This is a genomic window from Nonomuraea turcica, from assembly GCF_030718205.1.
Classification (GTDB): Bacteria; Actinomycetota; Actinomycetes; order Streptosporangiales; family Streptosporangiaceae; genus Nonomuraea.
Map to the genome: position 1 here is coordinate 1 of NZ_JAUZQF010000004.1, position 24,496 is coordinate 24,496.

Here is a 24,496-nt window from a genome sequence, read left to right on the forward strand (position 1 = left end):
ACGAAGCTCTCGTTGACGATCAGCGCGAGCGCGAGCCCGAGCAGCAACTGCAGCACGACCTCGACGACCACCCACTTGACGCTGAAGCCGAGGCTCTGCCAGAAGATCGGGTCCTCGAACAGCAGCGCGCGGAAGTTCTCCAGCCCCGCGAAGCCGTTGTCCCAGGGCTTGGTCACGTTGTAGTACTGGAGGCTGTAGTACAGCACGCTGCCCATCGGGTAGACGAGGAACCCGAGCATCGCGATCAACGACGGCGCGATCAGCACATACGGTGTCAGCGCCCCTGCTCGGCGACTTCTCGAGCGGGGCAGGCGCGCCGGGGCGACGGCCATGTGCAGAACTCCTTCACGGGGATTGCAATCGGTTGCAGGAAACGTTGCGTTAGCTTGCTCGTAACGTCAATGGCACGAGCATGCCGAGGGCCCACTACCAGCGCAAACACCGATAGTTCGAAATTTTCGGGCGCTATGGCATGGCATTTCACCAGTCAGGTGGAGGAAGTGGGAGCATGACGGCTGCTAACCAGCCCGTCCACGGCCATGGCCACCCGCCGGGTCTTGAGCATGATGTTCGTACGCGGCACGTCGTCGCCGGTGGCGGCGAGCTGGCCGGGGCTGAGCATCACGCGGTGCTTGTAGATCGGGTCCTGAAGGTTCTGCAAGACCTCGCGAGTCCAGGGTGCACTTCTTACCGGCCTCGTCGGCGAAGTCGCCGCCGTTGCTGCGGAGGAGGCCGTACCAGGCCGCGGGGAACGTGATGCTGACGCTGATCCCGAACTGCTCGATCTGCTTGGCGAGCGGGAAGGACACGAGCCCAGTACATGAACGGGAGTTGCTTGGCCGATGCGGAGCTCGTCTCGCCGCCGCAGGCGGCCGCCTCGGCGCCGAGGCGGCCGGCCGCCCATCTTCAACAGGTCATGTCGTCTCATGGGGTGTTCCCTCACTCGGTTGGGACCCAGACCCGCATCGCCCGTCCGTCGCGGTTGTCCTCCTGGACGTAGGGGATGGCCGTTGCCCGCGTCGGAGTGCCGCTGTTGAGAGTCGCTTGGCTGTACGGCAGGCGCGGCCCGGTTGGCGCGGATACCGCGCGGGCGTCGAGTTCGATGGCGACGGTGGTGCCGACGCCATCGATTACCTGCTTTTCCGCGACACGCGGCATCGCGGAGACCGGAACCCGCGGAACTCACCGCCCCTCCCCAGCGGCCAGGCGCAGGTTGGGCAGGCTGCCCGCCTGCTCTATCTGCTCCATGCCGAGGGGGATGCTGACCGCTCGGTTGCGCTCCTGCCACTGGCTGAGCAGACCACCGGTGATGGCGACTTGGTTCACGCCGAGAGGGCGGTGGATCGCGTGGGATTGGGTGGTGGGCACAGCGGGCCCGTTGGTTGCCATGCAGTTCCTCTCGCACAAAGGAAACCAGGGAAGGGGGAGGCTCAGCTCGGCTGCCAGTCCCCGAAGTAGCGCTGCATCGTGTACTTGTCGGCCTCGGTGTCCGGCAGTTGCGGGCGGTCCGGCCCGGGAGTCGCGCCCGGCCCGGTGTTGCGGTATTCCGAGAAGCGGGCATCCCGCCAGGAGAATTCGGCCATATCGGTCCACGGTGCGGCGTTGACGTGCGCGCCGAGCGTTGACTCGCGGACCAGCACCTGCGCGATGGCGGTCGGATCGCCGTTGGGATGCCAGGGGCGACCGAGGTAGACCGACCCGGCCGGCGCGTCGCTGGTGAACTCCGATCTGTTGATCAGGAACCCGTAGGGGTTGGAGTCGGTGGTGGCGGCGGCGGTGACGACGCCGAGCCCCCGCGCCACGGAGTGGATCACGCACCGGTCGAAGACGCCGGTGCCGCGGCCGTAGATGAAGTCCACGTCGCCCTCGACGTAGCAGTCATGCAGGTAGGTCCGCCGGATGTCGGTCTTGGCGGGCGTGTCGAGCATGAAGGTGTCCTGGTTGCCGAGAAACCGGGTGTTGCGGAAGACGACACGGTCTCCGAGCGTCCTGACGGCCAGGGCCTGGCTGGGACCGTTCGCGGCTTCGTCGTAGGAGTTCTCCACGGTCAGGTTCTCGAAGGTGATGTCACTGGCGTGGTTCGCGAGGGTCGGGCTGCCCGCAATACCCTCCAGGCCTCCGTAGAACTTCTGGGCGCCCGCGGCCGTGCCGTACGTGATCACCACGTCCTTGGGGTCGCCGGTAGCGCCGCGGATGGTGATGTTGTGGCGGTCGGGCCAGATCCGCACGATCTCGCGGTAGACGCCTGGCTTAACCACGATGGTGGCCGGTCCGGTCGCCGCCATGCCGATGGCCGCCTGGAGGCTGCCCACGTCGCCGCTGCCGTCCAGGGCAACCGTGATCGTCTCACGCGGCTCCTCCTTGCCCCGCGGGCCGGCGTGCCTCCTGACCAGCGCGGGCACCTCCGAGGCCGGGTCCATCCGGTAGGAGTAGTAGCTGGACGGGTCGAACGCGGCCCCGTTGCGGTCGCGGCGGCCCCTGGTCCCGGAGAAGATGTTGCCGCGCTGCACGAGCTGAGAGTCCGGGTCCTTGACCACGATCGGGTCGGTGACGGTGTCGTAGTAGCTGTTCTCCACGACCATCCGGCCCGGTCCGCGGATCATGGAGCCGTAGTAGCCGATGTTCTGGAAATAGTTGTTGAACAGGTGCGCGGCCTCGGTCCTGTCGACGCTTGGATTGCGCTGGAAGGTGTTGCGGAACCAGTTGTGGTGGACCGTCACCTTGGTGACGACGTTGCTGGTCCAGCCGATGCCCACCGCCTTGTTGTGGTCGGCGAAGACGTTCCACGACAGCGTCACGAAGTCGATGTCCTTGCGCAGGTCGACCAGGCCGTCGCCGGTCCGCTGGATGCGGTTGTGGTCGATCCATACGTGGTGGGACGTGTCCACCTGGATGCCGTCGAAGTCGTGCGTCTTGCCATCCCAGTCGCCCGCAACGTAGGTGTCCCTGACGGTGAGGTTGCGGATGATGACGTTGGAGACATTGATCAGCCGGAAGCCACCGTGGACGATCTCCGCGCCAGTGCCGAGCCCGATGATGCTCTTGTTGGAGGCGACCGCGATCTCCTTGCCGAACGGCTCCACTGTGATGGAGCCCTGGACCTTGATGGTGTACGGCTCCGCGGCGCCCGCGTAGTGCTCCAGCTCGGCCTGGGTGTCGACCACCACGGCCTGGCCACCGGCGCCGCCGGTCGTGGTCTCCAGCCCGTGGCCGGGCAGGGCGGCGAAGCCGATGGGCTGCTCGGTCCAGACCGGCTCAACCGGTTCGTAGTCCGCCGCATGGGCAGGAGCGGGCGCTATCAGGACGAACGCCGTTAAGACGATCGCGAGGAATGCGCGCATGTCAGCCTCCGTTGCGCTTGTTGTCGGTGGTCTGAGCCTCGGTAACGTGGCACGCCGACCATGGCTGCTGCTCTCATGAGCAGTCGATGGCGAATCCGTGAAAGCCTGCCCAGCCCGCCTCGCCGGCCGCGAACAGACCGAGGACGGCGCCGACCCAGTGCCCCGGCACCGCGTCGAAGACCCCGCCGGTGGCGAACACGCACCGGCCGAAGGCGTCCACCTCGACGGTGAGCTCGGCTTTGGGCCGCTGAAGGGGCACGGGCGGGACCAGGTCACGCTCTGGTCCGGCGGCCTCAGCCGTACGGCAGACCAGGACGGGACCGTCGGCGGTCAGCTCGATGCCGAGCCAGGCGTAGTCGTGGCCGAGGATCACCAGCCCGGCGCGCGAGCCGGGCGCGGCGTCCAGGGTGAGGCGGGTGCGGGTGACGAACGGCGGGCCAGGTAGCCGCTGGGCGACGAGTTGGCCGCGCTCACGCAGGTCGTCGGGGCCGGGCAGGCAGGCCAGGACGAGGGCGCCGCCGCCGATCCGGTACCAGGTGGGTTTGCGGTTGACCGGCCAGTGCCATTGCGGGCCGAGCTTGCCGGAAAGGAAGGTGTCTCCGCTCGGTGGCACGGCCGCCCGCCGGCCGGCGACGGGTATGCGCCCGCCTGACACGGGTTCGCCGTCCTCGCCGATGACCGGCCAGCCGTCCTCGGCCCAGCGCATGGGCTGCAGGTGGACCACGCGCCCGAAGGGGCCGCGGTCCTGGAAGTGCAGGAACCAGTGCGAGCCGTCGGGGGCGTCCACCCAGGCGCCCTGGTGCGGGCCGTTGATGTTGGTGCGCCCTTGCTTCAGGACAATCCTGTCCTCGTACGGCCCGGTGATGTCCTTGGCGCGGAAGACCGACTGCCAGCCGTCGGCAACGCCCCCGGCCGGCGCGAAGACCCAGTAATACCCGTCGCGCTTGTAGAGCTTGGGACCTTCCAGGGTGCTGTAACCGGGCAGCTGGTCACCATCGATGATCACTGTGCCTTCGTCCAGGACCTCTCGCCCGTCGGGCGACATGCGGTGCAGCGTCAGCCGGTTGTTGAACCCGGTCCGGCTCTTGGCCCAGCCGTGTATGAGGTAAGCGCTGCCGTCCTCGTCCCAGAAAGGGCATGGGTCGATCAGGCCAGAGCCGGGTTTGAGCACGCGGGGAACGCTCCATGGGCCGCGCGCGTGGGTCGCGGTGATCACGTGGATGCCGCGGTCTGGATCGCCCCAGAAGATCCAGAACTTGCCGTCGTGGTAACGCAGCGACGGTGCCCAGACCCGGCAGCCGGGCTCCGGCTTGGTGAGTCTGTCCAGTTCGGGCAGCGCGTGCGCGACGATCGTCCAGTTGACGAGGTCCCGCGAGTGCAGGATGGGCAGACCGGGCACCCTGGCGAAGGTGGAGGTGGTCAGGTAGAAGTCCTCGCCCACCCGGATGACGTCGGGGTCGGACCAGTCGGCGTTCAGCACGGGGTTGTGATAGGTGCCGTCACCGAGGCCGGGGTTCCAGAGGCTCATCCCTTCACCGTCCCCGCCGACGAGGTGACTCTGATGCTTTCGCCGCTCTGGTGCGGCGAGCCCGGTGATGACCCATCGTGGGGACAGCCATGGACAGATAGCTCCTTCGTCAACACAGGTCAGTGCCTCACCATCGCTGCAATCGGTTGTAAAGACTTTTGCCTGAACGTTAATGGATCGTCAACGGGCGGTCGCCGCACCCTCACGGCTTTACCTGCGCAAATGTGGGTCGCTGCGAAATTTTCGGCACCTCACGCTTGCGTCAGGAGAGCAGGCTGAGCAATGGTGAGCCGGTGAGGCCCAAGCTGTCAGTAATCGCCAGGGAGGCCGGTGTCTCGGTCTCCACAGTGTCCAAGGCACTTAACGGCAAATCCGATGTCTCTCCGCACACCCGCAAGCTCATCGCCAAGGTCCTTGAGCGCCGGGGCTATGTGCCTCGCCCGGCCCACTACCGCAGGGGCAGCATGCTGGACATCGTGCTGCAGTGTCTGACCTCGCCCTATTCCCTGGCCATTCTCAGTGGCGTGGAAGAGGCGGCCTGGCGGGCAGGAGTGGACATCGTGGTCTCCGCCGTCGTCGATCGGACGCGGTACCACCAGCCGCCTTCGGTCTGGCTGGACCGGATCAGCACGCGCGACAGCGCCGGCGTCCTGCTGGCGCGCACGTCATTGACCAGCGCGCAGCGCGCCTGGCTCATCGATCACGACATCCCCATGGTGATCATTGACCCGCTGGGCAAAGTACCGGCGGGCGTAACCGTCGTGTCCTCGGCGAACCAGCTCGGCGCCCGCGCCGCCACGGAGCATCTCATCAGCCTGGGGCACTCGAGGATCGCGGTCGTCACGGGTCGGCCCGGCGTGCCGGCCGCACGCGAGCGGCTGGCCGGCTTTCAACAGGCCATGACGGAGGCCGGTCTGAGAACGGACCCTCGGTGGCAGGTCTGCGGCTATTTCCGCACCGAGCCCGCCGCGGAAGCCGTTCGCGATCTGCTCACCCAACTGCCTGAGCCGCCAACTGCCTTCTTCGCCTGCTCCGACGGCATGGCACTGGGGATATATCAGGCACTGGCCGAGCACGGGCTGCGTGTGCCGCACGATGTGAGCGTCGTCGGCTTCGACGACTCCGTGGTGGCCACAAGCGTGACCCCCTTTCTGACCACCGTCCGCCAGCCTTGGCCAGACCTGGGTGCCGCCGCCCTGATGGCGCTGCTGTCGAAGGATCCACCGGCGCGCATCGAGCTGCCGGCGGAACTCGTCCTCCGCGACAGCACAGCACCACCGGCATTGGGTTGAGACCACATGTCCCTTGCCACGGCTCCTGATCAGGTCACGAACGCGAGCGGCCGACTCCAGGCGTGACTCGGGGAGGCGGCGCTACCATCGGAGCCCGGCGCGCGCACCACAAGCGGGGCCGCCGAGCAACTGCCGTCAGGCCCGCTTGATCAGTCTGCCGCCCCGCAGCGATGCGACGGGCTGACAATTCCGCTCATCATCATCAGATCGTCTTGCAGCGCGATCGGCCCGGTGCCCGAGCGCATCGTGGCCAGCAGCGCCTGGTAGTCGGCGGTGAACGCCGGTAGGCCGACGGTGGTTACGTGGAAGGGGTAGCCGGAGCTACAGAGCGGCTCGGGCCCGATCTCATCTCAATCGCGTGTGAAAGGCCGCGCCGGTCCCGCTTCGAAGGCTCGAGCACGCACACAGGTCATCGTCGACCGTGATGCGCGGTCGTCACAGTGCGACGTCGGGCCACCCGGATCGGGAGGGCATGCCGCCAGCGCGACCGGCGGCGTGGTGATCGGCTGGGGAGTGGGCGGTGCGGTGCTGCGGCGGGCGCGATCAGGCTGGCGCCAGCCACGGCCGCAGCTCGGGCACCGCTTCGCGCGCCAGGTCCGCGACCAGCCCGCCGAAGCGCGCGGCGCCTGCGGCGTTGAGATGCGTGGCGTCGACGGCGCCGTCTGACCTGTGCGGCGAGAGCAGGGCACATACCGCCGGTCCGAGCGCTGTGCAGAGCCGGGTGCTGGCCGCGTGCAGATCGATCAGCGGCGCACTCTGCTCTGCGGCCACGCGCCTGGCGGCCACCACCCATGGGCCTAGCGTGTCGCGCAGCCGGTCGGACCGTTCGTCGAAGTCACGGCGGGTGAGCGAGGTGACCAGGGCGGGGCGCATTCCCGCCGCCCGCGCCTCGGTGACGTACCGGGCGAGGTTGGCGGCGTATTCGGTCTCCGGGTCGGTTTCCCGCTCGGGGCCCTTGCCCGGCTGGTCGTTGTGCCCGAACTGGATGAGCACGTGGTCGGCACGGGTGGCCAAGGCCTTGTCCCAGAAGCCTTCGTCACGGTAGCTCTTCGAACTGCGGCCGCCCATGGCGTGGTTGAGGCATTCGGTGCCGGGGACCAGGCGGGCCCGGAAGCCCGGGCCCCAGCCGTCGAAGTCGGTCACGGTCGAGTCGCCTACCAGCAAGATCTGCATCACGCTATCTTCCCATGCATGATCCGGGCGTCCCTCTAGTTGTCATGCCTGCGCCGCGCCCTCCCGTGATCCAGGCGTCCCTCATGTCGTTTTATGACTGGAGGGACGCCCTGACCTGTCCGTGGCCATGTAAAAGGGCTCTGGCTCACTCTCGATGATCAGTAACTCAGGGTGACTCGGTGGTGCTGTCTGACCGCCCGGTTGGTGCCGAAGATGCCGATAAGTTCTTGTCCTGATTAGGACGGTTCTCTGGCCAACGGCGATATCGTCCAACGATGAGCGAAGGGGAATCGAACCGGAACACCGTCATCATTCCGGGCGGAATGTACGGACCGCAGGCCGGACTGCTCGCCTACGTCGGCGAAGCAGTCGCCCGCCGAGGCGCCGACCTCGAACTGATCTCGTGGACACCGCCGGAGGGCCGGCCCCTGGTGGAGCGGCACGCCTGGGTCTACGAGCAGGTGACGCCAGTCGTGGAGAAGCTAGCAACACCGCTGTTGATCGGCAAGTCACTCGGCTCGTACGGTGCCGCCGTGGCCGCAGATCGCGGTCTGTCAGGGATCTGGTTGACGCCGTTGCTCACGATGCCCGCATGCGTGGAGCCGTTGCGTCGGGCCACCCGGCCATTTTTGCTTGTAGGCGGTACCGCGGACGACTTCTGGGATGGTGCACTGGCGCGGGAGTTGACGCCGCACGTCCTCGAAGTCAATGGCGCCGATCATGGCATGAAGGTCCCGGGACCGCTGCACAGATCCGCCGAGGTACTCGGTCAGGTGACGACGACCATTGAAGCCTTTCTCGACAGCGTCGTCTGGCGTTAGTGGAAGTCCCAACCCCGCAGGCCGCCGACCAGCTTGTACGGCGGCGCGCGAACATAGCTCGATGGCACGCCGGACAGAAAGCTGATGCTCAGCGGGAGGATCCGGTCACGCTGCTCATCGTTGTCGCGATCTTGTAACAGGCCCCATACAGAGGCGGCCGCTCGTCAACGATCTGGTTTGTCGAGAACCTGATCACCAACGAGCGGCCGTGGGGTTCATTGTGCTGCATGCGCCGGCAGGCGAGAACGCCTGCTGCCTTCGTTTGTTCTGCCCCGCGCTGCGGGAGATGGATGTCCTCAATGTTGCGGACCTCGGTGACACCCTGCTGATCGCGGCGCGCACCGTGGCCAGCGAGGTTCCGTGCCCGGTGTGTGGGCTGCTCTCGACCCGGGTGCACAGCCGGTATCGCCGGACCGTGTGGGATCTGGCGACGGGCGGGCGGCCGGTCAAGGTCGAGTTGGAGGTGCGCCGCTTCTTCTGCGACGAGCCCTCTTGTGACCGGGAGATCTTCGCCGAGCAGGTCGGCGGGCTGACCCAGCGGCATGCCCGTCGCAGCAACGCCTTACGCACTCTTCTCACCTCGATCGCCATAGCACTGGCCGGGCGAGCCGGTGCCCGCATGGCCGGCCTGGTCGGCGTGCCGGTCAGCCGATCCACGCTGCTACGGACACTGCGGGCGTTGCCCGATCCCGAGATAGCGCAGGTCACGGTGCTAGGCGTCGACGACTTCGCGAAGAAGCGCGGACACTCCTACGGCACCGTCCTGGTGGACATGGACACCCACCGTCCTATCGATCTGCTGGACGGCCGGACCGCCGATGACCTGGCCGCCTGGTTGAAGGACCATCCCGGCGTGCAGGTGATCTGCCGAGACAGGGCCGGCTCCTACGCCGATGGCGCCCGTGAGGGCGCTCCCGAGGCCAGGCAGGTCGCCGATCGCTTCCATTTGTGGCAAAACCTCGCCACGGCACTGGAGAAGACGATCCGCGCGCACCGATCCTGCCTGCAGGAAGTCCCCGACCAAGACACCACGATCAAGGACGAAACAGGCAGCGAGACCGAACCCGTCCAGCGGCCCAAGACCCTGGATTCCCGCGGCAACGAACGGCCGATGGTGGCGCGGACGCACGAACGCTATGCCCAGGTCCAGGCGCTGAGGGCCGAGAGCCTGTCGCTGAACGCCATCAGCCGCGAACTTGGCCTGGCCTTTCGCACCGTCCGCAAGTACGCCAACGCCACCAGCGTGGACGAACTCCTGGCCCCCACCCTCGATCGCTCCAGCAAGCTGGATCAGTTCAAGCCCTACCTCACCCGCCGATGGAACGAAGGCTGCAGCAACGCCGTCCAGCTCCATACCGAGATCAAGGACCAAGGATTCACCGGCAGCCGCCGTGCCGTCCAAGGCTGGCTCCAACCCTTGCGCGGATACCAGGAAGTACAGCAGGAGCCATGCCCACCACCCAAACCCCGCCGCGTCACCGGCTGGCTCATGACCCATCCCGACCGTCTGGACACCGAGGAGAAGGCCGGACTGGAACAGATCCTTGCCCGCTGCCCCGAGCTCATCAACGCTGCCGGGCTGGTCCGCAGCTTCGCCACGATGATGACCAACCGCGACGGCCACCTGCTCGACGACTGGATCGCCGCCGCCGAAGCCGGAGCCTCGCCCTACCTAGCCACCTTCGCCACCGGACTCCGACGCGACCACGCCGCAGTGCAGGCCGGGCTGACGCTGGCTCACAGCAGTGGAGCCGTCGAAGGGACCGTAAACAAGATCAAGATGCTCAAACGGCAGATGTTCGGCCGCGCAAACTTCGACCTTCTACGGGCCCGCGTCCTTCGCTACTCCTGACACACTTCACGCTCTGTCACCGAGATCATCGAGAGTGAGTCAGAGCCCTTTTACATGGCCACGGACACGTAGACAGCCGGACACAAGCAGAGAGCCTCTGGCCCACATCAGTGCAGGTCAGAGGCTCTTTTGCGCTGCTGAAGAGTGGCGCGCCCTGCAGGATTCGAACCTGCGACCGTCGGATTAGAAGTCCGGTGCTCTATCCAGCTGAGCTAAGGGCGCTCCCGCCTTATTGTGCATGATCCTGCGACTTGTCACGCACTCGTTTTCCCAGTGTCAGCCATCCGGCCCCGTGACACCCCCCGCGAGCAGCGTTCCCGCAGGCCATGATCCCCAGCGTCCAGCCGGCTCCATCGCCTGGAGGAGGGCGGAAAAGGCGGGGCGATCGTGGGGCGGGAAGGTCTAAGCTGTCGTGGCATGGTTGCGACGCTCCTGCATGAGATCCCCCTGCAGGGCGGGGATGTGACTGACGGGGTGGTGCGGGTCGGGGACACCGTGCGGAGACCGGTCAGTGCGTCCACGCCCGCCGTCCACGCCCTCCTCAGGCATCTTGAGGCCGTCGGGTTCGCGGGGGCGCCGCGCGTGTTGGGCGTCGATGGGCTTGGGCGGGAGATGCTCACCTACCTGCCTGGCGTCAGCGGGTTGCGGCTGGAGAGTGTGACGGATGAGGCGCTCGAAGGTTTAGGGCGCTTGTTGCGGGACTACCACGATGCGACGGCTGGGTTTCCGCTGACCTTGGACGGATGGGAAGGCGGGTCGAATGATGACTTGCCGCCGGAAGTTCTTGGGCATTGTGATTTAACGCCGGACAACGTGATCTTTCAGGCGGGACGCCCCTACGCGCTGATCGACTTCGAGCTGGCCCGGCCCACCACTCGGCTTTTCGACGTCGTGACCACGCTGCGGCACTGGGCGCCCATCGCCGATCCCCTCGATCGGGCCCCGTTGCTCCGCAATCTCGACGTGGGAGCCCGCCTGCGGCTCTTCTGCGACGCGTACGGCCTCCCGCCGCGCGATCGGCGGCGGCTGCTGGAGCTGGCCAGGCTTCGTTTCCAGCGCTCCTACGCGGTCATGCGGGACCGCGCCGCGGCGGGTGGCAACTGGGCGACGATGTGGGCAGGAGGCTCGGGCGAGCGCATCCGCCGGGCGGCGGCCTGGCTGGATGTGCACGAAGATGAGCTTCATGCCCATTTGGTATGACCCCCTCGGCCTCGCTCTCGGCGTAGCGCTCGATCGGCTGCTCGGGGATCCGCGCAGTGCCGCCCACCCGGTCGCCGTGTTCGGGCGGGCTGCGGCAAAGCTGGAGCAATCCCTGTACGGCGACACGAAGGCGCAGGGAGTGCTTCATGTGGCCATCTGCGTAGGGGGCGCGGCAGCGATCGGCGTTGCGGTGCAGCGCATTCCGAGCCCCAAGGCCCGTACGGTCGCCACGGCCCTCGCCACCTGGGCCGTGCTCGGCGGCACCACGCTGGCCCGCGAAGGCGCCTACATGGCCGACGCCCTCGAACACGACGACCTGGAACGAGCCAGGGCCAGGCTGCCGCATCTGTGCGGGCGGGATCCCGCCGCGCTGGAGGCGCCCGAACTGGCGCGGGCCACCGTCGAGTCGCTGGCGGAAAACACCTCCGACGCCGTCGTGGCGCCGTTGTTCTGGGGTGCGGTGGCGGGGGTGCCGGGGCTGCTGGCGTACCGGGCGATCAACACGCTGGACGCGATGATCGGGCACCGGTCACCGCGTTACCAGCGGTTCGGGTGGGCGGCGGCCCGGCTGGACGACGTGGCGAATTATGTGCCGGCCCGGGTGACGGGGCTGCTCACGGTCCTGGCCGGGCCGGATCGGCGGCAGGCGCTGGCCGTGCTGCGGCGCGACGGGCACCGGCATCCCAGCCCGAACGCCGGACGCTGCGAGGCCGCGTTCGCCGGCGCGCTCGGCGTCACCCTGGGCGGCACGAACGTCTACGGCGGGCGGACCGAGCACCGTCCCACGATGGGCGACGGCCCCAAGCCAGGCGTCGGGGACATCCGGCGTGCCGTACGCCTGACCGGGATGGTGAGCCTGGCCGCGGCCGGCGCCGCCATGGCCGCTTCCTTCTTGCTGAACCGAGCCACGATGGGCCGCCGACAAGGAATCCGGTAATCGGTCAGAGCGGATGATAATCAGCCAAACGTCATTTTTCACATGACGCTGTTCAGGTTGATCACTAGCCAGATCACGAATATCGAGATCAGCGTTATTCCGATCATCGCCTTGGCGGCACTGTTCGCGACTTCCTTCCTGGCCGTCACCTGCTTGGCGCTCTGCTTCCACACCTGCCGCATAATGATCATGGTCTGGAAGCGGCGGCCGAGGGCGAATACGGCCACGGCGAGGAGGATGAATAAGAAGACGCGGCCGTCTGCAGATTCCACGGAGACCCCCTGTGGCCTTGAAGAGGTTTAATGCCCCCGAAACATTTGAGAACACAGGATACTCGGACGGCTGCGATTTGTAATTAGATTTCCGGGTCGAGGTCCACCACGATGGGCGCGTGGTCGGACGGCCCCTTACCTTTGCGGGCCTCGCGATCGACGTACGCCGACCGCACCTGCTCCGCCACCTCCGTGCCGGCGTACACGAGGTCGATGCGCATCCCCTTGTTCTGGTGGAACATCCCGGCCCGGTAGTCCCAGTACGTGAACGGATGCGGCCCCTTCATCGGCGTCGGCACCACGTCGTGCAGGCCGAGCGCGCGCAGTGCGGCCAGGGCCTCGCGCTCGGCGGGGGTGACGTGGGTGGCGCCGACGAACAGAGCCGGATCCCACACGTCGGCGTCGGTGGGCGCCACGTTGAAGTCGCCGCACGCCACCAGCGGCAGGTCCATCTCCGCGGCCAGCGCGTCCCGCAACGCGGCGAACCACTCGAGCTTGTACAGGTAGTGGGGCGAGTCGACGGTACGGCCGTTCGGCGCGTACAGCGACCACACCCGCATCCCGCCGCAGGTCGCGCCGATCGCGCGGGCCTCGGGACGGGCCGGGCCCACCGTGTCCAGCTCTCCGAAGCCCGGCTCGCCGGGGAAGCTCAGCGTCACCTCGTCCAGGCCGACCTTGGACAGCAGAGCGACGCCGTTCCACCGCCCGTCGCCGTGGGCCGCGGCGGCGTAGCCCAGTGCGCCCACTTCCGCGATGGGGAACACCTCGGCCGGGCACTTGGTCTCCTGCAGGCATACGACGTCGGGCTTGGTCTCGGCCAGCCAGTCGAGCAGCCGGGGCAGGCGTGCCTTGACGGAGTTGACGTTCCAGGTAGCCAGGCGCATGCCCCTAGCCTGCCACCGGCTCTCACGGTTCGGGGTCGGCGACCCAGCCCGCGGTCAGGACGAGGCCGCTGCGTCGCTCGACCGCGAGGAAGCCGAACGGGCGCGCGAACTCCACGTCGACGCGCCTGACCCGGTAGGGCGGCGGGGGGAGAACGCCGCCTGGAACGGCGGCGAAGACGGTGACGGACGCTGACTCGAACCCGGTGGCGCTGAAGGCCGCGACGGCGGCCTGCGCGGCCTGGTCGATCGCCAGCGGCTCGGGGCTGATCCCCGGGAAGTGGCCGTGACGGGCGTCGGTGACCGCGCCCAGGCCGAACACCTCGGGGAGGCGCAGCAGGTCGTGCACGGAGTGGACGGTGAAGCGGGGCACGGTGACGGAGGTGAACGTCGACGCCGCCGCTGCCCATGACACAGAGCATCGTGAGCAGGCCCGACGGGGTGTCGACGACGCGGAGCCGGTCGAGCACCGCCGTGCCGCGCCGCAGCACGGCCAGTTCCCGTCCGGCCCACGGGCCGCTGTCGAACACCGCGAAGCCGTCCTCGAACGGCCGCAGCCACGTGGTCCTGACGGTGAGCGCGCCGGCCAGGACCAGCCTCAGGTGCTCGGCCGGCGCCACCGGCATGGCCGGGATCAGCCCGCCGGTCTGCTCGGACGCCCAGGCGTCCAGGCGCCGGCGGTCCGCGGCTGGGTCTCCGGTCAGCTCGCCACGCAGTCCCGGGGGCAGGGTGGCGAGCCAGGACGGGCGCAGCGGCAGCGTACGGGCGGTCCACAGGCCGATGGCGGCCCGGACGGCCGGACCGCGCAGCGCCTGTAACACACCGGGCACGGCCGTGACGTCGGCGCCCACGGCGTGTGAGAGCTCGCCACGCCCGGGGCCGTCAGCGGCCGCGGCTAGGCAGGCCAGGAGCGGCCACACGCACGCCCCCGACAGCACGGACGATTCCCCCGAACCGAGCGCCGCCGCCCACCGGGCCGTGAGGTCGTTGACCGGATTCCGCATCGGCCCAGTATCGCGCCAAGGCGACGATCAGCGGCTGGTCCAGAGGGGCCTGTTGTCGCGGGAGTAGATGATGACCCGGCCGTCGTTGGAGACCGCCAGCCAGGCCCCCGGGTTGCCTGCCGTCTTCGTGGTCCACAACGCCTTGTCGTTCCGGTCGACCACGACCCAGTTGCCCTCCGCCTGCATGAGGGAGCGCGCCCCCGGATGCCCGGCCGTCGGCGTCGTGAACAGGCTGCGCTGCCCGTCGTACAGGACCGCGTTGCCCTCGTCCTGCTGGATCAGCTTGTAGCGGCCGTTGCTCGACTGCACCCGCTGCCCGGGACGGAGCACGTGGCCGGAGGGCAGTTTCCCGCCGAGGTACGCCATGGACGACCACAACGGCTTGTTCTCCCTGGAGTAGATGACCAGGTTGCCGCTCTGCTTCGGCAGCAGCAGGTACGCGCCGGGGTTGCCGGCGGTCGGCGTGGACCACAGCGGCTTGTTGTCCGCGCCGTAGATGACGAGGTTGCCCTCCTTCTGCATGGTCGCGCGGGCGCCGGGCCTGCCTGCTGTCGGCGACGTCCACAACGCCTTGGTGCCGTCGTAGAACACCAGATTGCCCTGCTTCTGCTGGACCAGCTTGAACCGGCCGCCCCCCGAGGTCAGCGACTGTCCGGGCAGCAGCCATTCGCCGGGCCCGAGCCGGTCATCGGCGGTGGCGGTGGCGCTGCTCGGCTGCGCCGTGGCGACGGCGGCCGCCGGGCCCGCGAGGAGCGTGCCTGCCATGACGGCGATCGCGGCCTTCCTTCGTGATCAACTTTCTGCTCTTCCTGTTGAGAGTCGAAGATCGTGAGGGAAAGACCCTGGCAGATGGTGTTGGCGTTCTCTTGGCGGAGGCCGGATTTAGTGCTCGTTTAGCGGGTTCCGCCAGGCTGCGACCGATGGATCACTTGGAGTTTCGCCTGCTCGGGTCCATAGACGCCTGTGTCGGGGGGCGCCGCCTGGAGATCGGGCCGCGTAAGCGTCGTTTCGTGCTGGCCGCGCTGCTGCTGGACCTGAACCGTCCGGTCCCGGTGGAGCGGCTGATCGACGCCGTGTGGGAAGGCGGCCCTCCGGACAGCGCGCGGATGACCGTGCAGGGACATGTCTACAGGCTGCGGAAGAGCGGCGTACGGGTGGAGAGCGACCCCGCCGGTTACGTGCTGTGCGCCGACCCCGACCACGTCGACGCGCTGCGCTTCCGGCGGCTGGCCGCCCGGGCGGCGCAGGAGCCTGGCGAGCCGGGCGCGGACCTGCTGGAGACGGCACTGGCGCTGTGGCGGGGGCCGGCGCTGGGCGGTCCCGGCGGCGGCATGCCGCTGGAGGTGGCCGGGGTCGAGCTGGAGGAGGCGCGGCTGGCGGCGGTCGAGGAGCTGGCCCGCCGGCGGCTGACACTCGGACAGCCGGAGCGGGCGGTCGCGCCGTTGCGCGCGATGGTGACGGCCGAGCCGCGCCAGGAGCGGCTGGTGTCGCTGCTCATGACGGCCTTCTACCGGCTCGGGCGGCAGGCTGAGGCGCTGGAGCTGTACGAGCGGACCCGCCGGCTGCTGGCCGACCAGCTGGGCGTGGATCCGGGGGCGGAGCTGCAGGCCACGTTCGAAGCGCTGCTCTCAGGTCACACCACCTGAGCGAGTACGGCCCGCGCCCGCGCCTCGTCCAGCCGGTGCCCGTACTCGCGGTGCAGCTCGACGGCCCTGCGTGCGTCCTCGGCCGACCGCTTGACCTGGGCCAGCACGGTGAGCGCCTGGCCTTCGAGCCGGCGCAGGCCGTACCGTGCGGCCGCCTCCAGCGCCTCCCCGGCCGCGGCGGCGGACTCGTCCCGCCGCCCGCTCTCCAGGAGCACCTCGGCCAGCCACACGCGGGTCCGGGTGTCGAAGTAGGGATAATTGCGGTCCCGGTAGCGGGCCAGCACGTCCCGGAACAGGGAGAGGCGCTCGTCGAGTCCCAGCGACGCGTCCACGCGGGCCAGGGTGCCGCGGGCCTCCTCGTACCGGCCGGCCGGCCCTCTCACGGGCGCCTCCCGCACGGCCCGCCGCGCCAGCTCGGCGGCGCGTGCCCCGTCCTCACGCAGGTGGTGGGCGATGGCCGCGCCGGAGAGCGTCCCGGCCAGCTGGGCGTCCTTCGCCCACGCCAGCGCATGCTCGTATGCCCCGATGGCCTGGCCGAGATCGCCCAGTGCCACGTGCACACCACCGAGGACGGAGTATGCCCTGCCCTCCCAGGCAGGCCGGCCGCCGTGCTCCTCCCAGATCCGGATGGCCCGCAGCTGCCGCTCCAGCGCCTCGCGGGCGCGGCCGGCCCACAGGAGCTTGATGGCGTAGTTCTCCAGGATGCCGGCCAGCCTCGTGGTCGGCTCCCGCGCCTCCCACAGCCGCACGATCCGCTCGTGCTCCGCCATGCTCTCGTGCAGATCGCCGAGGCCGGCCTTGGCCACGACGAGGTTGGTCAGGGCCAGCTGGACGCCGGTCTCCCAGCCGATCTCCGCATACAGCTCGGAGGCGAGCTCGCAGTGCCGGATGGCCTCGCGCGGCTCGCTCAGCACGAGGCTGGCGTTGGCCAGCGTGTGGTGCATGCCGGCCTGGCCGGCGCGGTCGCCCGCCCGCTCGGCCTCGTCCAGGGCGCGAGTGGCCAGCGCGATGACCACGTCGGGCGGATAGTTCTGGTACACGAAGGCACGCAACGTCTCCACCAGCCGCCACGACACGCGACCGCGCGCCTGGTCCATGACCGCCAGCAGGTTGTGCTGCTCGGCCTGGAACCAGGCGCTCGCGGCGCCGGCGTCGGCGAACTCCTCACCGTCGCACGGCGGATCGTCCGCGGTCAGCGGGAGCAGCTCGATGGAGGGTGCGAGCAGCGGCGCGGCGGCCCGAGCGGAGTGCAAATAGTACGCGTGCAGCGGCGCGGGGTCGTCGTCCCGGGCGGTGCAGTGCTCGCGGGCGTACAGCGCGACCAGGTCGTGCAGCCGGTAGCGGCCGGGCGCGTGCTCCTCGATGAGGTGGGCGGAGGCGAGCCTGGCCAGGAGCCGCTTGGCCGTGGCCTGGTCGGCGCCCGCCAGCCGGGCGGCCGTGCTCGCGGTGAAGTCGCAGCCGGGCACCAGCCCGAAGCGGCGGAACAACACCTGGGCCTCGGGCGGCAGCGCGGCATAGGAGCCGGCGAACGCGGCGGCCACCGTGGCCTGCGCGTCGCCCTCGACGGCCAGCGTGCTCCAGCGGTCGGCGTGCAGCTCCTTGATGTATTCGTGCAGGCCGGCCCGGCCGATGAGGTTCGCGCCCGCGATGGCCAGGGCCAGTGGCAGGTGCCCGCACAGCTCGGCGAGCTCGGCCACGGCGGCGGGGTCGGCGCTGACGAGGTCGTCGCCCACCAGGTCGGCCAGCAGGTCGCGGGACTCGCCGGGGGTGAAGGTGCCCAGCCGTACGCTCCGCGCCCCCTGCAGGGCCAGGCCGCGCAGCGCGTCGCGGCTGGTGACGAGCACCGCGCAGGACGAGCCGCCGGGCAGCAGCGGGCGTACCTGCTCGGCGTGGGCCGCGTTGTCGAGCAGCAGGAGGACGCGCCTGGTGGCCAGCGTGGAGCGGTAGAGGTCGAGCTGCTCGGCGGCGCCGGTCGGCCGGGCTCCGGCGGGGACCCCGAGCGCGCCGAGCAGGCGGGGCAGCACGCGCTCGGGTGGCAGCGGATCGCCCTGGCCGTGGCCGTTGAGGTCGACGTGCAGCTGCCCGTCGGGGAAGTCGGCGGCCAGCTGGTGGCCGACGTGGACGGCCAGCGCCGATTTGCCGATGCCGGCCGCGCCGGTGACCACGGCCACCCGGCCGCCGCGCAGCAGTCGCCGCAGGCGTTCGGCCTCGGCCTGCCTGCCGACGAAGCCGGCGACGTCCCTGGGCAGCTGGCGTGGCGTCACCGGCCGGTGACCCTCGACGATGCGCTGGTGCAGGTCGCGCAGGCGGGGCCCTGGATCGACGCCGAGCTCGCCGGCCAGCGTGCGCTGCACGTCGTGGTAGAGCTCCAGCGCCTCGGCCGGTCGGCCGTCGTGCCAGAGCGCGGTCATGGCGAGCGCGTGCGGGGTCTCCCTGAGGGGCTCTTCGTCCCTCAGCTCCTGCAGCAGGGCGGGCACCTCGCGGTGGCGGCCCAGCTCGATCAGGGCGGCGGCGTGCTCCTCGAGCAGGTCCCAGCGCTCGCGCAGCAGCGGGCCGCGGATGCGCTGCTCGACCCAGGCGGTGCCGATCCCCTGGAGCGGCTGCCCGCGCCACAGGTCCAGCGCCCGCGCCCAGGCGGCGGTGGCGTCCTCGGGCCGGTCCGCCGCCCGCCCCTCGGCCGCCAGGCGGCGGAAGCACCCGAGGTCCACCTCGTCGGGCGGCACGTCGAGCGCGTAGCCGGCGGTCGTGCTGGCGATGCGCTCGCCCAGGGACTTACGCAGCTGCGACACCTTGAGCTGGACGATGGTCTTGGCGGTCTTGGGCGGGTCGTCCTCCCAGAGCGCCTCGATGAGCCGGCCGACCGGCACATAGGAGCCATGGTGCGCCGCGAGCAGCCCGAGCACGCACTGCTGCTGGGCTCCTTCGATCGGGATCTCGGCGCCGCCGACGTGCACTTCGACCGGGCCGAGCACGCGGATCTCCATCCCGCCCGAGCATAGTGTGTCAAACCGCCTTCATCAGCGTGGCGGACACCTCCTCGAGGAGCCCGCCGACGCCCTGGTCCATGGCCGCCTTGGCGTGCCGGACCGCGTCGAGGGCGTTGCCCGCGGCACTGGGCGAGTCCTCGACGACCATGCGCACCTCCACCTCCAGCGGGGAGCCCCCGAACCCCTCGCCGTCCAGCCGGATGTAGGCGACCTTGCGGTCCTCCATGAACGGTATGTACTGGGCGCCGACGTGCGCGGCCGCGCCCGCACCCGTGGCCTTGGTGGCCTTCTTGCTCGCCATCCGCGAGGCGTCCTGGAGGTTGACGAAGTCCATGTTGCCGCCGCCGAGCAGCTGGTGTCCGCCGCCGAGGCGGACACCGCTCGCCGTCAGCGCGTCGACCAGCGCCCGGTGCAGCAGCGTGGCGCCGAACGAGCTCTTCAGGTCGTCGCCGAGCAGCGGCAACCCGGCCTCGGCGAAGCGGCGCCGCCACTGCGGGGAGCGGGCGAGGACGGCCGGCATGCAGTTCACGAACGCGCAACCGGCGGCCAGGGCGGCCCGCGCGTACCGCTCGGTGGCCTGCTGCGCGCCCGTGGGCAGGAAGTTCAGCACGACGTGGGTGCCCGTGGCCGCCAGGTGCGCGGCGACCTCCTCCGGCGTGAGCTCCGTGGCGCCGGAGCTCGCGCCGCGCGGGTCCACGAGATCCGCGGAGTCGGGACCCACGCCGTCGGCCAGGATCCCGTTCACGACCGGCACCCCGAGGTGCGGCACGGCGGCGAACGCGCGGGCATTGTTGGGCGGCGTCCAGATGGCCTCCGACAGGTCGCGGCCGAGCTTGGCGGCGTTGACGTCGAAGGCGGCGGTGAAGCGCACGTCGGAGATCGCGTAGCCGGCGCACACGGGGTGCCGCAGACCGGGCGCGTCGCCGCCGCGGTAGTACTCGACGCCCTGTACCAGGGACGACACGCAGTTGCCCACGCCGATCACGGCCACGTTCACGGTAGTCATGACGGGATTAGATCAGCCCCGCGCGGCGGGCCAGCGCGGCGGCCTCCACGCGGGAGGTCGCGCCCAGCTTGGCCAGGATGTTCGAGACGTGCACACCTGAGGTCCTGGCCGAGATGAACAACCGCTCGGCGATCTGGCGATTGCTCAGCCCTTCGGCGACCAGGCCGAGCACCTCCAGCTCCCTGGCCGACAGATGAAGGTCGCCGGCGAGGCCCACCCTGAGCGTGGCCGCGGCCGCCTCGACCTCCCGCCGCAGCGGCTCCGCGCTGAGGTTCGCCGCGATCGCGGCCGCCTCGCGCAGCAGCTCACGGGCGGCCGCCCGGTCCTGCTCGGCCGCCCTGACCAGTGCCTGACCCAGCGCGTGGGGCTGCCCGACGGTCCGCCAGCACGCCACGGCCGCCGCCCACGACCCGCCGCGCTCGGCCTCGAACGTGGCCCGGTATGCCTCCTGCACCGGCCCCGTCGTGGCGATGCCCGCAGGCGCCTCCCGCACGCGGCCGACGCGGGCCGCCAGCACCAGCAGCGGCCAGGCGTACCGGCGGCTCTGCCGGAGATCGTGCTCGGCCAGCACGTGGTCGATCACCCGCCCGGCCCGCTCCGGGTCCGCCTGGGCCACCGCGAGCCGGCACTCCAGCAGGTCGGGCTCCAGACAGGAGTCGTAGCCCCGCGACCGTCCGCGCATCAACGGCCTGGCCAGGCGGACGACGTCGGCGGCCTCGGCCAATGACCCTTCCCAGACGGCGACCGTCCCCAGCACCATGAGGATCCAGGCCCGGTGGATCGGCGCCGGGTCCAGGGCGAGCGCCGCCCGGATGACCTCGCGGGCCTCCTGCCAGCGGCCGAGCGAGACGAGCGGCTCGGCGAGGTTCGCGGCCAGGTGGGCGCCCCTGGTGCGGGCCATGCCCAGGCGTCTGGCCCTGGACATGCCCTCGCGGGCCACGGACGCGGCCCTGGCGTGCTCGCCCGCGGCCTCCAGCACATCGGCCTCACTGGCGTAGGACATGAGCAGGCTGTCGTCGTCGGGCGCGCCGGACCGGAACTCGGCGTACAGGCTCGACGCGGTGCCGAGGTCGCCGTCGAGCGCGGTGAGCGCGGCCAGCGTGATCATGGCCCGGGCGTCGCCGAGCGCGAGCGCCTCCTCGGCGTGGGCGCGGGCCTCGGTGTCCTGGCCGTTCCAGGCCAAGACGGTGGCGAGGGAGCCGATCAGCCTGGCCTCGCGCGGGGCGAGGCGTACGGCTTCGCGCAGGTCTCCGAGGCCCTCCTCGCCGAGCAGGTCGCGGACGGCGACGCGCAGCTCCAGCAGGTGCGCGGCCCGCAGCGGATCGTCCACCTCCTCCAGCGCCCGGGTGGCCAGCTCCTCGGCCCGCTCGGCGTCGCCTTCGCACAAGGCGTCCCGCGCCGCGTGCTCCAGTACCCACGCATGATCCCGCCCTCGTGAGTGGGCGTCGTCCCACAGCTCAAGCACACGTTCCCAGCGGCCGGCCTGCCAGGCGGCGTCGAAGGCCCGCCGCCGGTCGCCCGCCGCGTACCAGTGGTCGGCGGCCAGCTCCGGCCACGCCTCGGCGCAGCGGGCGTGCAGGCGCCGCCGCTCCCCCGGCAGCAGGTCGTCGTAGACGGCATCGCGGATCAGGGCGTGTCTGAAGGCATAGCCGTCCCCGTCCACGAGCAGCAGCCGCGCGCGGACGATGGGCCGCAACGCGTCGTCGAGCGCCAGCTCGTCCAGCCGGGCCACGGCCGCCAGCACCTCGTGCGGCGTCCTGCGCCCGGCCACGGCGGCGATCCGCAGCACGTCCAGACTGGGCGGGAAGAGCCGGTCGGCCCCGGCGAGCAGCAACTCGCGCAGCGAGGCCGGGGTGGCCGCCCCGGCGCCGGCGTCGGCCAGCGCCTCGACGAACAGCGGGTTGCCCTCGCTCCGCGCCACGATGGAGTCCAGCTCCGCGATACTCCAGCGAGCCCGCCCGGCGGCGACCCGCGAACCCGGCTCCACCCCCTCGCCGTCGCAGCTCAGCATGCGGGCCACCTCCTGGCGCCCGAGCGGCGGAACCCTGATCACTTCGGTGGCCGGGAGCCGAAGCGGCTCACGGGAGGTGGCGATCACCAGCACGCCCGGTCGCATCAGATTACGCAGCAGGAACACGAGCAGGTCGCGGCTGGCCTGGTCGGCCCAGTGCAGGTCCTCCAGCACGAGCACCACGAGACGCCGCTCGGCGGCCCGCTCGACCAGCAGGAGCACCTCCTCGAACAGCCGCGCCCGCCCGAGCCCGGGCAGCTCCGTCACCTCTCCGAGCTCGGGCAGCAGCCGCGCCAGCCCGCCGCGCCCGCCGCCCGGCACGAGCCCGGCTCCGTGCTCCCTGACCAGCCGCCGCAGCACGGGCACGAACGGCGCGTACGCGGCCCCGCCCGGATCGGCCCCGCCCTCCGCGACGAGCGCGTCGATCCCGCTGACGAACTCGCGGACCAGGCGCGACTTGCCGATGCCCGCCTCGCCGACGACCAGCACGGCGGCCGGTGTGCCTGCCTGCGCCGCGGCCAGCCGCCGCAGCTCCGCCTCACGTCCGACGAACACACCACTCATTATGAAGAGGCGGCTAAGCATCTTGCCCGATGTGTCCTAGGCACCTGCTCAGGCACCGTCGTCGGCATGACGACCCGCTCGATGAACCTGATGATGGCCGCCTCTGCAGCCGGGCTGTTCGGCTTCTACCTGCTGTTCTCCACCGTCCCCCTGTACACGGCGACGGGCGGCGCCGGCGAGCTCGGCGCGGGGATGACCACGGCCGCCATGATGCTGGCCACGGTTCTGGCCGAGCTGGCCGTTCCCTGGCTGCTGGCCACGTTCGGCTATCGCACGGTGATGGGGCTGGGCCTCGCGCTGCTCGGCGGACCCGCGCTGCTGCTGCCGCTGTCGGCCGCGCTGCCGCTGGTCCTGGCCGTCTCTCTGCTGCGAGGGGCCGGGCTCGGCATCGTCGTGGTCGCGGGCACGGCGCTGACCGCCGAGCTCGTGCCCGCGGAGCGGCGCAGCGAGGGCCTCGGCCTGTACGGCGTGGCGGTCGGCATCCCGTCGATCCTCGGCCTACCCCTCGGCCTCTGGGCCGGCGACGCGCTCGGCTTCACGCCCGTCCTGGTCGTGGCCGGGCTGGTGCCCCTGGCCGGGCTCGTGACCGTGCGCGGGCTACCGGCCACCAAGCCCGCACGCTTGATCAGCCGGCAGTCGACGGACGCACGCGGGCTGGCCGGGCTCGTGCTGCTGTTCGCGGCGGTGACCACCGCGACGGGCGTCATGGTGACTTTCCTGCCGCTGGCGGGCTCGCCCGAGCTGGCGTCGGCCGCGCTGCTCACCCAGTCGCTGGCGACGCCGCCGGCCCGCTGGCTGGCCGGCAGATTCGGCGACCGGCACGGCTCGGCCCGCCTGCTGCTGCCAGGCCTGCTCGCCGCCGTCGCGGGGATCGCACTGCAGACCCAGGTCGACGGCCCGGTCGCGGTGGTGGCCGGGATGGCGATGTTCGGCGCCGGGTTCGGGGTGCTGCAGAACGCGACGCTGGCGGTGATGTTCGAGCGCGGCGAACCCTCCCGCGTCAGCGCCCTGTGGAACCTGGCCTACGACGCGGGGATGGGCGCGGGGGCGATGGGGTTCGGGCTGGTGCTCGGCCACACCGGTTACCCGCTCGGATTCGCCCTGGTGGCCGCGCTCATGGCCGTCACGCTGCCACTGACCAGGGTCAGGCCGGCGGGCGTTCCACTCCCACGGTGATCTCGTTGCCGAGCCGGCGGCCGGTGAGCAGGTCGAGATCGTCGCCGCTCCAGAACCTGCCGGGGTCGTACCAGTTGGGGCGGCGGCCGGACTCCAGCAGCCCCATCGCCTCGTAGGTGACGGCCACGACCTCGGCGCAGTAGGCGCTCTCCAGCGCCACCTCCTCGCGGGTCCGGCGCGGGATGCGGCCCCTGAACCAGCGGGCCGCCAGGCGGGCGGTGGAGGGGAACGGGGTGCCGTCGAGGCGGGCGACGGTACGCAGGGCCGCGTCCTCCATCTCCGGTGTGACCTCCGGCTCCAACTGGCGCAGCCAGGCCCGCTGACCGTATTTGTTGGCCCACACCGTGACCGCGCCGCGCAAGTCGTGCAGCTGCACCCCGCGGTGGTGGGTGCCGGCCCACAGGTCCGGCAGCGACCTGCCGAGCTCGGCGTGCCACATCATGGGCGGCAGGTCCTCGATCACGATGGCCATGCCCACGTGGTTGACCGGGCTGTTGGTCATCGTCTGGATCGCGCGGTCGGGGACCGAGCGCCCGCGGAAAACCCACAGGTCGCCGGTCCTCGTCACCTTGACGGCCTCGTCGAGAGTCAGCACACCACTAGCGTCTTCGGTTCTCTGTGTTTACGCAAAACGAACATCGGCGTAGCCTCGTCGCACGCCGACCGAGGCCGTGCAGTGATCCGATGGAAGCCGAAGCCGCGTCCGTCCGGCAAGCCGGGCGAACCTTGGCTGTGAACCGCGTTGTCGGGGCCTGACTCCGCACTTCTGGAGGGAGTGCGGCTCTTGGGCCACCGCCCCGCCGGA

General features: G+C 70.4%; 22 protein-coding genes, 1 tRNA gene and 1 pseudogene. 8 read left to right on the forward strand and 16 right to left on the reverse strand.

Features of this window, described 5'->3' with window-relative positions; translation table 11 throughout:
- From Q9G87_RS11880 to Q9G87_RS11905, 6 genes and pseudogenes are all read right to left on the reverse strand, one after another.
- Positions 1 to 332, reverse strand: a pseudogene (locus Q9G87_RS11880) (carbohydrate ABC transporter permease); the annotation flags it as partial.
- A 155-nt stretch (positions 333 to 487) separates the two neighbouring features.
- Positions 488 to 661, reverse strand: a complete 174-nt coding sequence (locus Q9G87_RS11885; protein ID WP_305916347.1) for a hypothetical protein — start codon at positions 659 to 661, stop codon at positions 488 to 490.
- Between the two features lie 278 nt (positions 662 to 939).
- Positions 940 to 1,158, reverse strand: a complete 219-nt coding sequence (locus Q9G87_RS11890; RefSeq protein ID WP_305916348.1) for a hypothetical protein — start codon at positions 1,156 to 1,158, stop codon at positions 940 to 942.
- A gap of 24 nt (positions 1,159 to 1,182) precedes the next feature.
- Positions 1,183 to 1,389, reverse strand: a complete 207-nt coding sequence (locus Q9G87_RS11895) for a hypothetical protein (RefSeq protein ID WP_305916349.1) — start codon at positions 1,387 to 1,389, stop codon at positions 1,183 to 1,185.
- A gap of 41 nt (positions 1,390 to 1,430) precedes the next feature.
- Complete coding sequence (locus tag Q9G87_RS11900; protein ID WP_305916350.1) at positions 1,431 to 3,341, reverse strand: pectinesterase family protein; 1,911 nt, start codon at positions 3,339 to 3,341, stop codon at positions 1,431 to 1,433.
- A gap of 73 nt (positions 3,342 to 3,414) precedes the next feature.
- Positions 3,415 to 4,869 carry a glycoside hydrolase family 43 protein gene (locus Q9G87_RS11905; protein WP_305916351.1) on the reverse strand — a complete coding sequence of 485 codons (1,455 nt, stop codon included), beginning with the start codon at positions 4,867 to 4,869 and terminating at the stop codon, positions 3,415 to 3,417.
- 293 nt (positions 4,870 to 5,162) lie between these two features.
- Here Q9G87_RS11905 and Q9G87_RS11910 point away from each other — a divergent pair, with 293 nt between their 5' ends.
- Entirely contained in the window at positions 5,163 to 6,161 is a 999-nt protein-coding gene (locus Q9G87_RS11910) for a LacI family DNA-binding transcriptional regulator (protein WP_305916352.1), read from the forward strand.
- Positions 6,162 to 6,704: 543 nt separating this feature from the next.
- On the opposite strand, the gene Q9G87_RS11915 is transcribed toward Q9G87_RS11910, so the two are convergent.
- Entirely contained in the window at positions 6,705 to 7,334 is a 630-nt protein-coding gene (locus Q9G87_RS11915) for a rhamnogalacturonan acetylesterase (protein WP_305916353.1), read from the reverse strand.
- A gap of 275 nt (positions 7,335 to 7,609) precedes the next feature.
- Here Q9G87_RS11915 and Q9G87_RS11920 point away from each other — a divergent pair, with 275 nt between their 5' ends.
- Together Q9G87_RS11920 and Q9G87_RS11925 are read left to right on the forward strand one after the other, a co-directional pair.
- A complete protein-coding gene (locus Q9G87_RS11920) occupies positions 7,610 to 8,155 on the forward strand; it encodes a hypothetical protein (protein ID WP_305916354.1) in 546 nt (181 codons plus the stop codon).
- A 208-nt stretch (positions 8,156 to 8,363) separates the two neighbouring features.
- On the forward strand, positions 8,364 to 10,007 hold the full coding sequence (locus Q9G87_RS11925) for an ISL3 family transposase (protein WP_305916355.1): 1,644 nt from the start codon (positions 8,364 to 8,366) through the stop codon (positions 10,005 to 10,007).
- Positions 10,008 to 10,152: 145 nt separating this feature from the next.
- Here the strand turns inward: Q9G87_RS11925 and Q9G87_RS11930 are convergent.
- A tRNA-Arg gene (locus tag Q9G87_RS11930) sits at positions 10,153 to 10,229 on the reverse strand.
- 195 nt (positions 10,230 to 10,424) lie between these two features.
- Between Q9G87_RS11930 and Q9G87_RS11935 the strand changes: the two genes are divergently transcribed.
- Positions 10,425 to 11,207 (forward strand): phosphotransferase, encoded by a 783-nt coding sequence (locus Q9G87_RS11935; protein ID WP_305916356.1) that lies wholly within the window; start codon positions 10,425 to 10,427, stop codon positions 11,205 to 11,207.
- The gene (locus Q9G87_RS11940; RefSeq protein WP_305916357.1) at positions 11,191 to 12,144 is read left to right on the forward strand and encodes a cobalamin biosynthesis protein; all 954 of its coding nucleotides are present in this window, start codon (positions 11,191 to 11,193) and stop codon (positions 12,142 to 12,144) included. The genes Q9G87_RS11935 and Q9G87_RS11940 overlap by 17 nt, the downstream gene beginning before the upstream one ends.
- A gap of 38 nt (positions 12,145 to 12,182) precedes the next feature.
- Here the strand turns inward: Q9G87_RS11940 and Q9G87_RS11945 are convergent, their stop codons facing one another.
- From Q9G87_RS11945 to Q9G87_RS11955, 3 genes are all read right to left on the reverse strand, one after another.
- Positions 12,183 to 12,416 carry a hypothetical protein gene (locus Q9G87_RS11945; protein ID WP_305916358.1) on the reverse strand — a complete coding sequence of 78 codons (234 nt, stop codon included), beginning with the start codon at positions 12,414 to 12,416 and terminating at the stop codon, positions 12,183 to 12,185.
- Positions 12,417 to 12,499: 83 nt separating this feature from the next.
- The gene (locus Q9G87_RS11950) at positions 12,500 to 13,300 is read right to left on the reverse strand and encodes an exodeoxyribonuclease III (RefSeq protein ID WP_305916359.1); all 801 of its coding nucleotides are present in this window, start codon (positions 13,298 to 13,300) and stop codon (positions 12,500 to 12,502) included.
- Between the two features lie 22 nt (positions 13,301 to 13,322).
- A complete protein-coding gene (locus Q9G87_RS11955) occupies positions 13,323 to 13,670 on the reverse strand; it encodes a serpin family protein (protein WP_305916360.1) in 348 nt (115 codons plus the stop codon).
- On the opposite strand from Q9G87_RS11955, the gene Q9G87_RS11960 reads away from it, so the two are divergent.
- Complete coding sequence (locus tag Q9G87_RS11960; RefSeq protein WP_305916361.1) at positions 13,657 to 14,115, forward strand: hypothetical protein; 459 nt, start codon at positions 13,657 to 13,659, stop codon at positions 14,113 to 14,115. The two genes, Q9G87_RS11955 and Q9G87_RS11960, sit on opposite strands and share 14 nt — an antisense overlap.
- Before the next feature lie 213 nt (positions 14,116 to 14,328).
- On the opposite strand, the gene Q9G87_RS11965 is transcribed toward Q9G87_RS11960, so the two are convergent.
- Positions 14,329 to 15,066 (reverse strand): hypothetical protein, encoded by a 738-nt coding sequence (locus Q9G87_RS11965; protein WP_305916362.1) that lies wholly within the window; start codon positions 15,064 to 15,066, stop codon positions 14,329 to 14,331.
- A 155-nt stretch (positions 15,067 to 15,221) separates the two neighbouring features.
- Between Q9G87_RS11965 and Q9G87_RS11970 the strand changes: the two genes are divergently transcribed.
- Complete coding sequence (locus Q9G87_RS11970; protein WP_305916363.1) at positions 15,222 to 15,947, forward strand: AfsR/SARP family transcriptional regulator; 726 nt, start codon at positions 15,222 to 15,224, stop codon at positions 15,945 to 15,947.
- Here Q9G87_RS11970 and Q9G87_RS11975 read toward each other — a convergent pair.
- The 3 genes from Q9G87_RS11975 to Q9G87_RS11985 are packed head-to-tail and all read right to left on the reverse strand — an operon-like array spanning position 15,935 to position 22,506.
- Positions 15,935 to 18,931 carry an AfsR/SARP family transcriptional regulator gene (locus Q9G87_RS11975; protein WP_305916364.1) on the reverse strand — a complete coding sequence of 999 codons (2,997 nt, stop codon included), beginning with the start codon at positions 18,929 to 18,931 and terminating at the stop codon, positions 15,935 to 15,937. The two genes, Q9G87_RS11970 and Q9G87_RS11975, sit on opposite strands and share 13 nt — an antisense overlap.
- A gap of 19 nt (positions 18,932 to 18,950) precedes the next feature.
- Complete coding sequence (locus Q9G87_RS11980) at positions 18,951 to 19,940, reverse strand: inositol-3-phosphate synthase (RefSeq protein WP_305916365.1); 990 nt, start codon at positions 19,938 to 19,940, stop codon at positions 18,951 to 18,953.
- Positions 19,941 to 19,947: 7 nt separating this feature from the next.
- Positions 19,948 to 22,506: an ATP-binding protein gene (locus tag Q9G87_RS11985; protein WP_305916366.1), complete on the reverse strand. Its 2,559-nt coding sequence runs from the start codon at positions 22,504 to 22,506 to the stop codon at positions 19,948 to 19,950.
- Positions 22,507 to 22,581: 75 nt separating this feature from the next.
- Between Q9G87_RS11985 and Q9G87_RS11990 the strand changes: the two genes are divergently transcribed.
- Positions 22,582 to 23,691, forward strand: coding sequence for an MFS transporter (locus tag Q9G87_RS11990; protein ID WP_305916367.1), 1,110 nt, complete (start codon positions 22,582 to 22,584; stop codon positions 23,689 to 23,691).
- On the opposite strand, the gene Q9G87_RS11995 is transcribed toward Q9G87_RS11990, so the two are convergent.
- On the reverse strand, positions 23,660 to 24,286 hold the full coding sequence (locus Q9G87_RS11995; RefSeq protein ID WP_305916368.1) for a hypothetical protein: 627 nt from the start codon (positions 24,284 to 24,286) through the stop codon (positions 23,660 to 23,662). The two genes, Q9G87_RS11990 and Q9G87_RS11995, sit on opposite strands and share 32 nt — an antisense overlap.
- Positions 24,287 to 24,496: the final 210 nt, after the last annotated feature.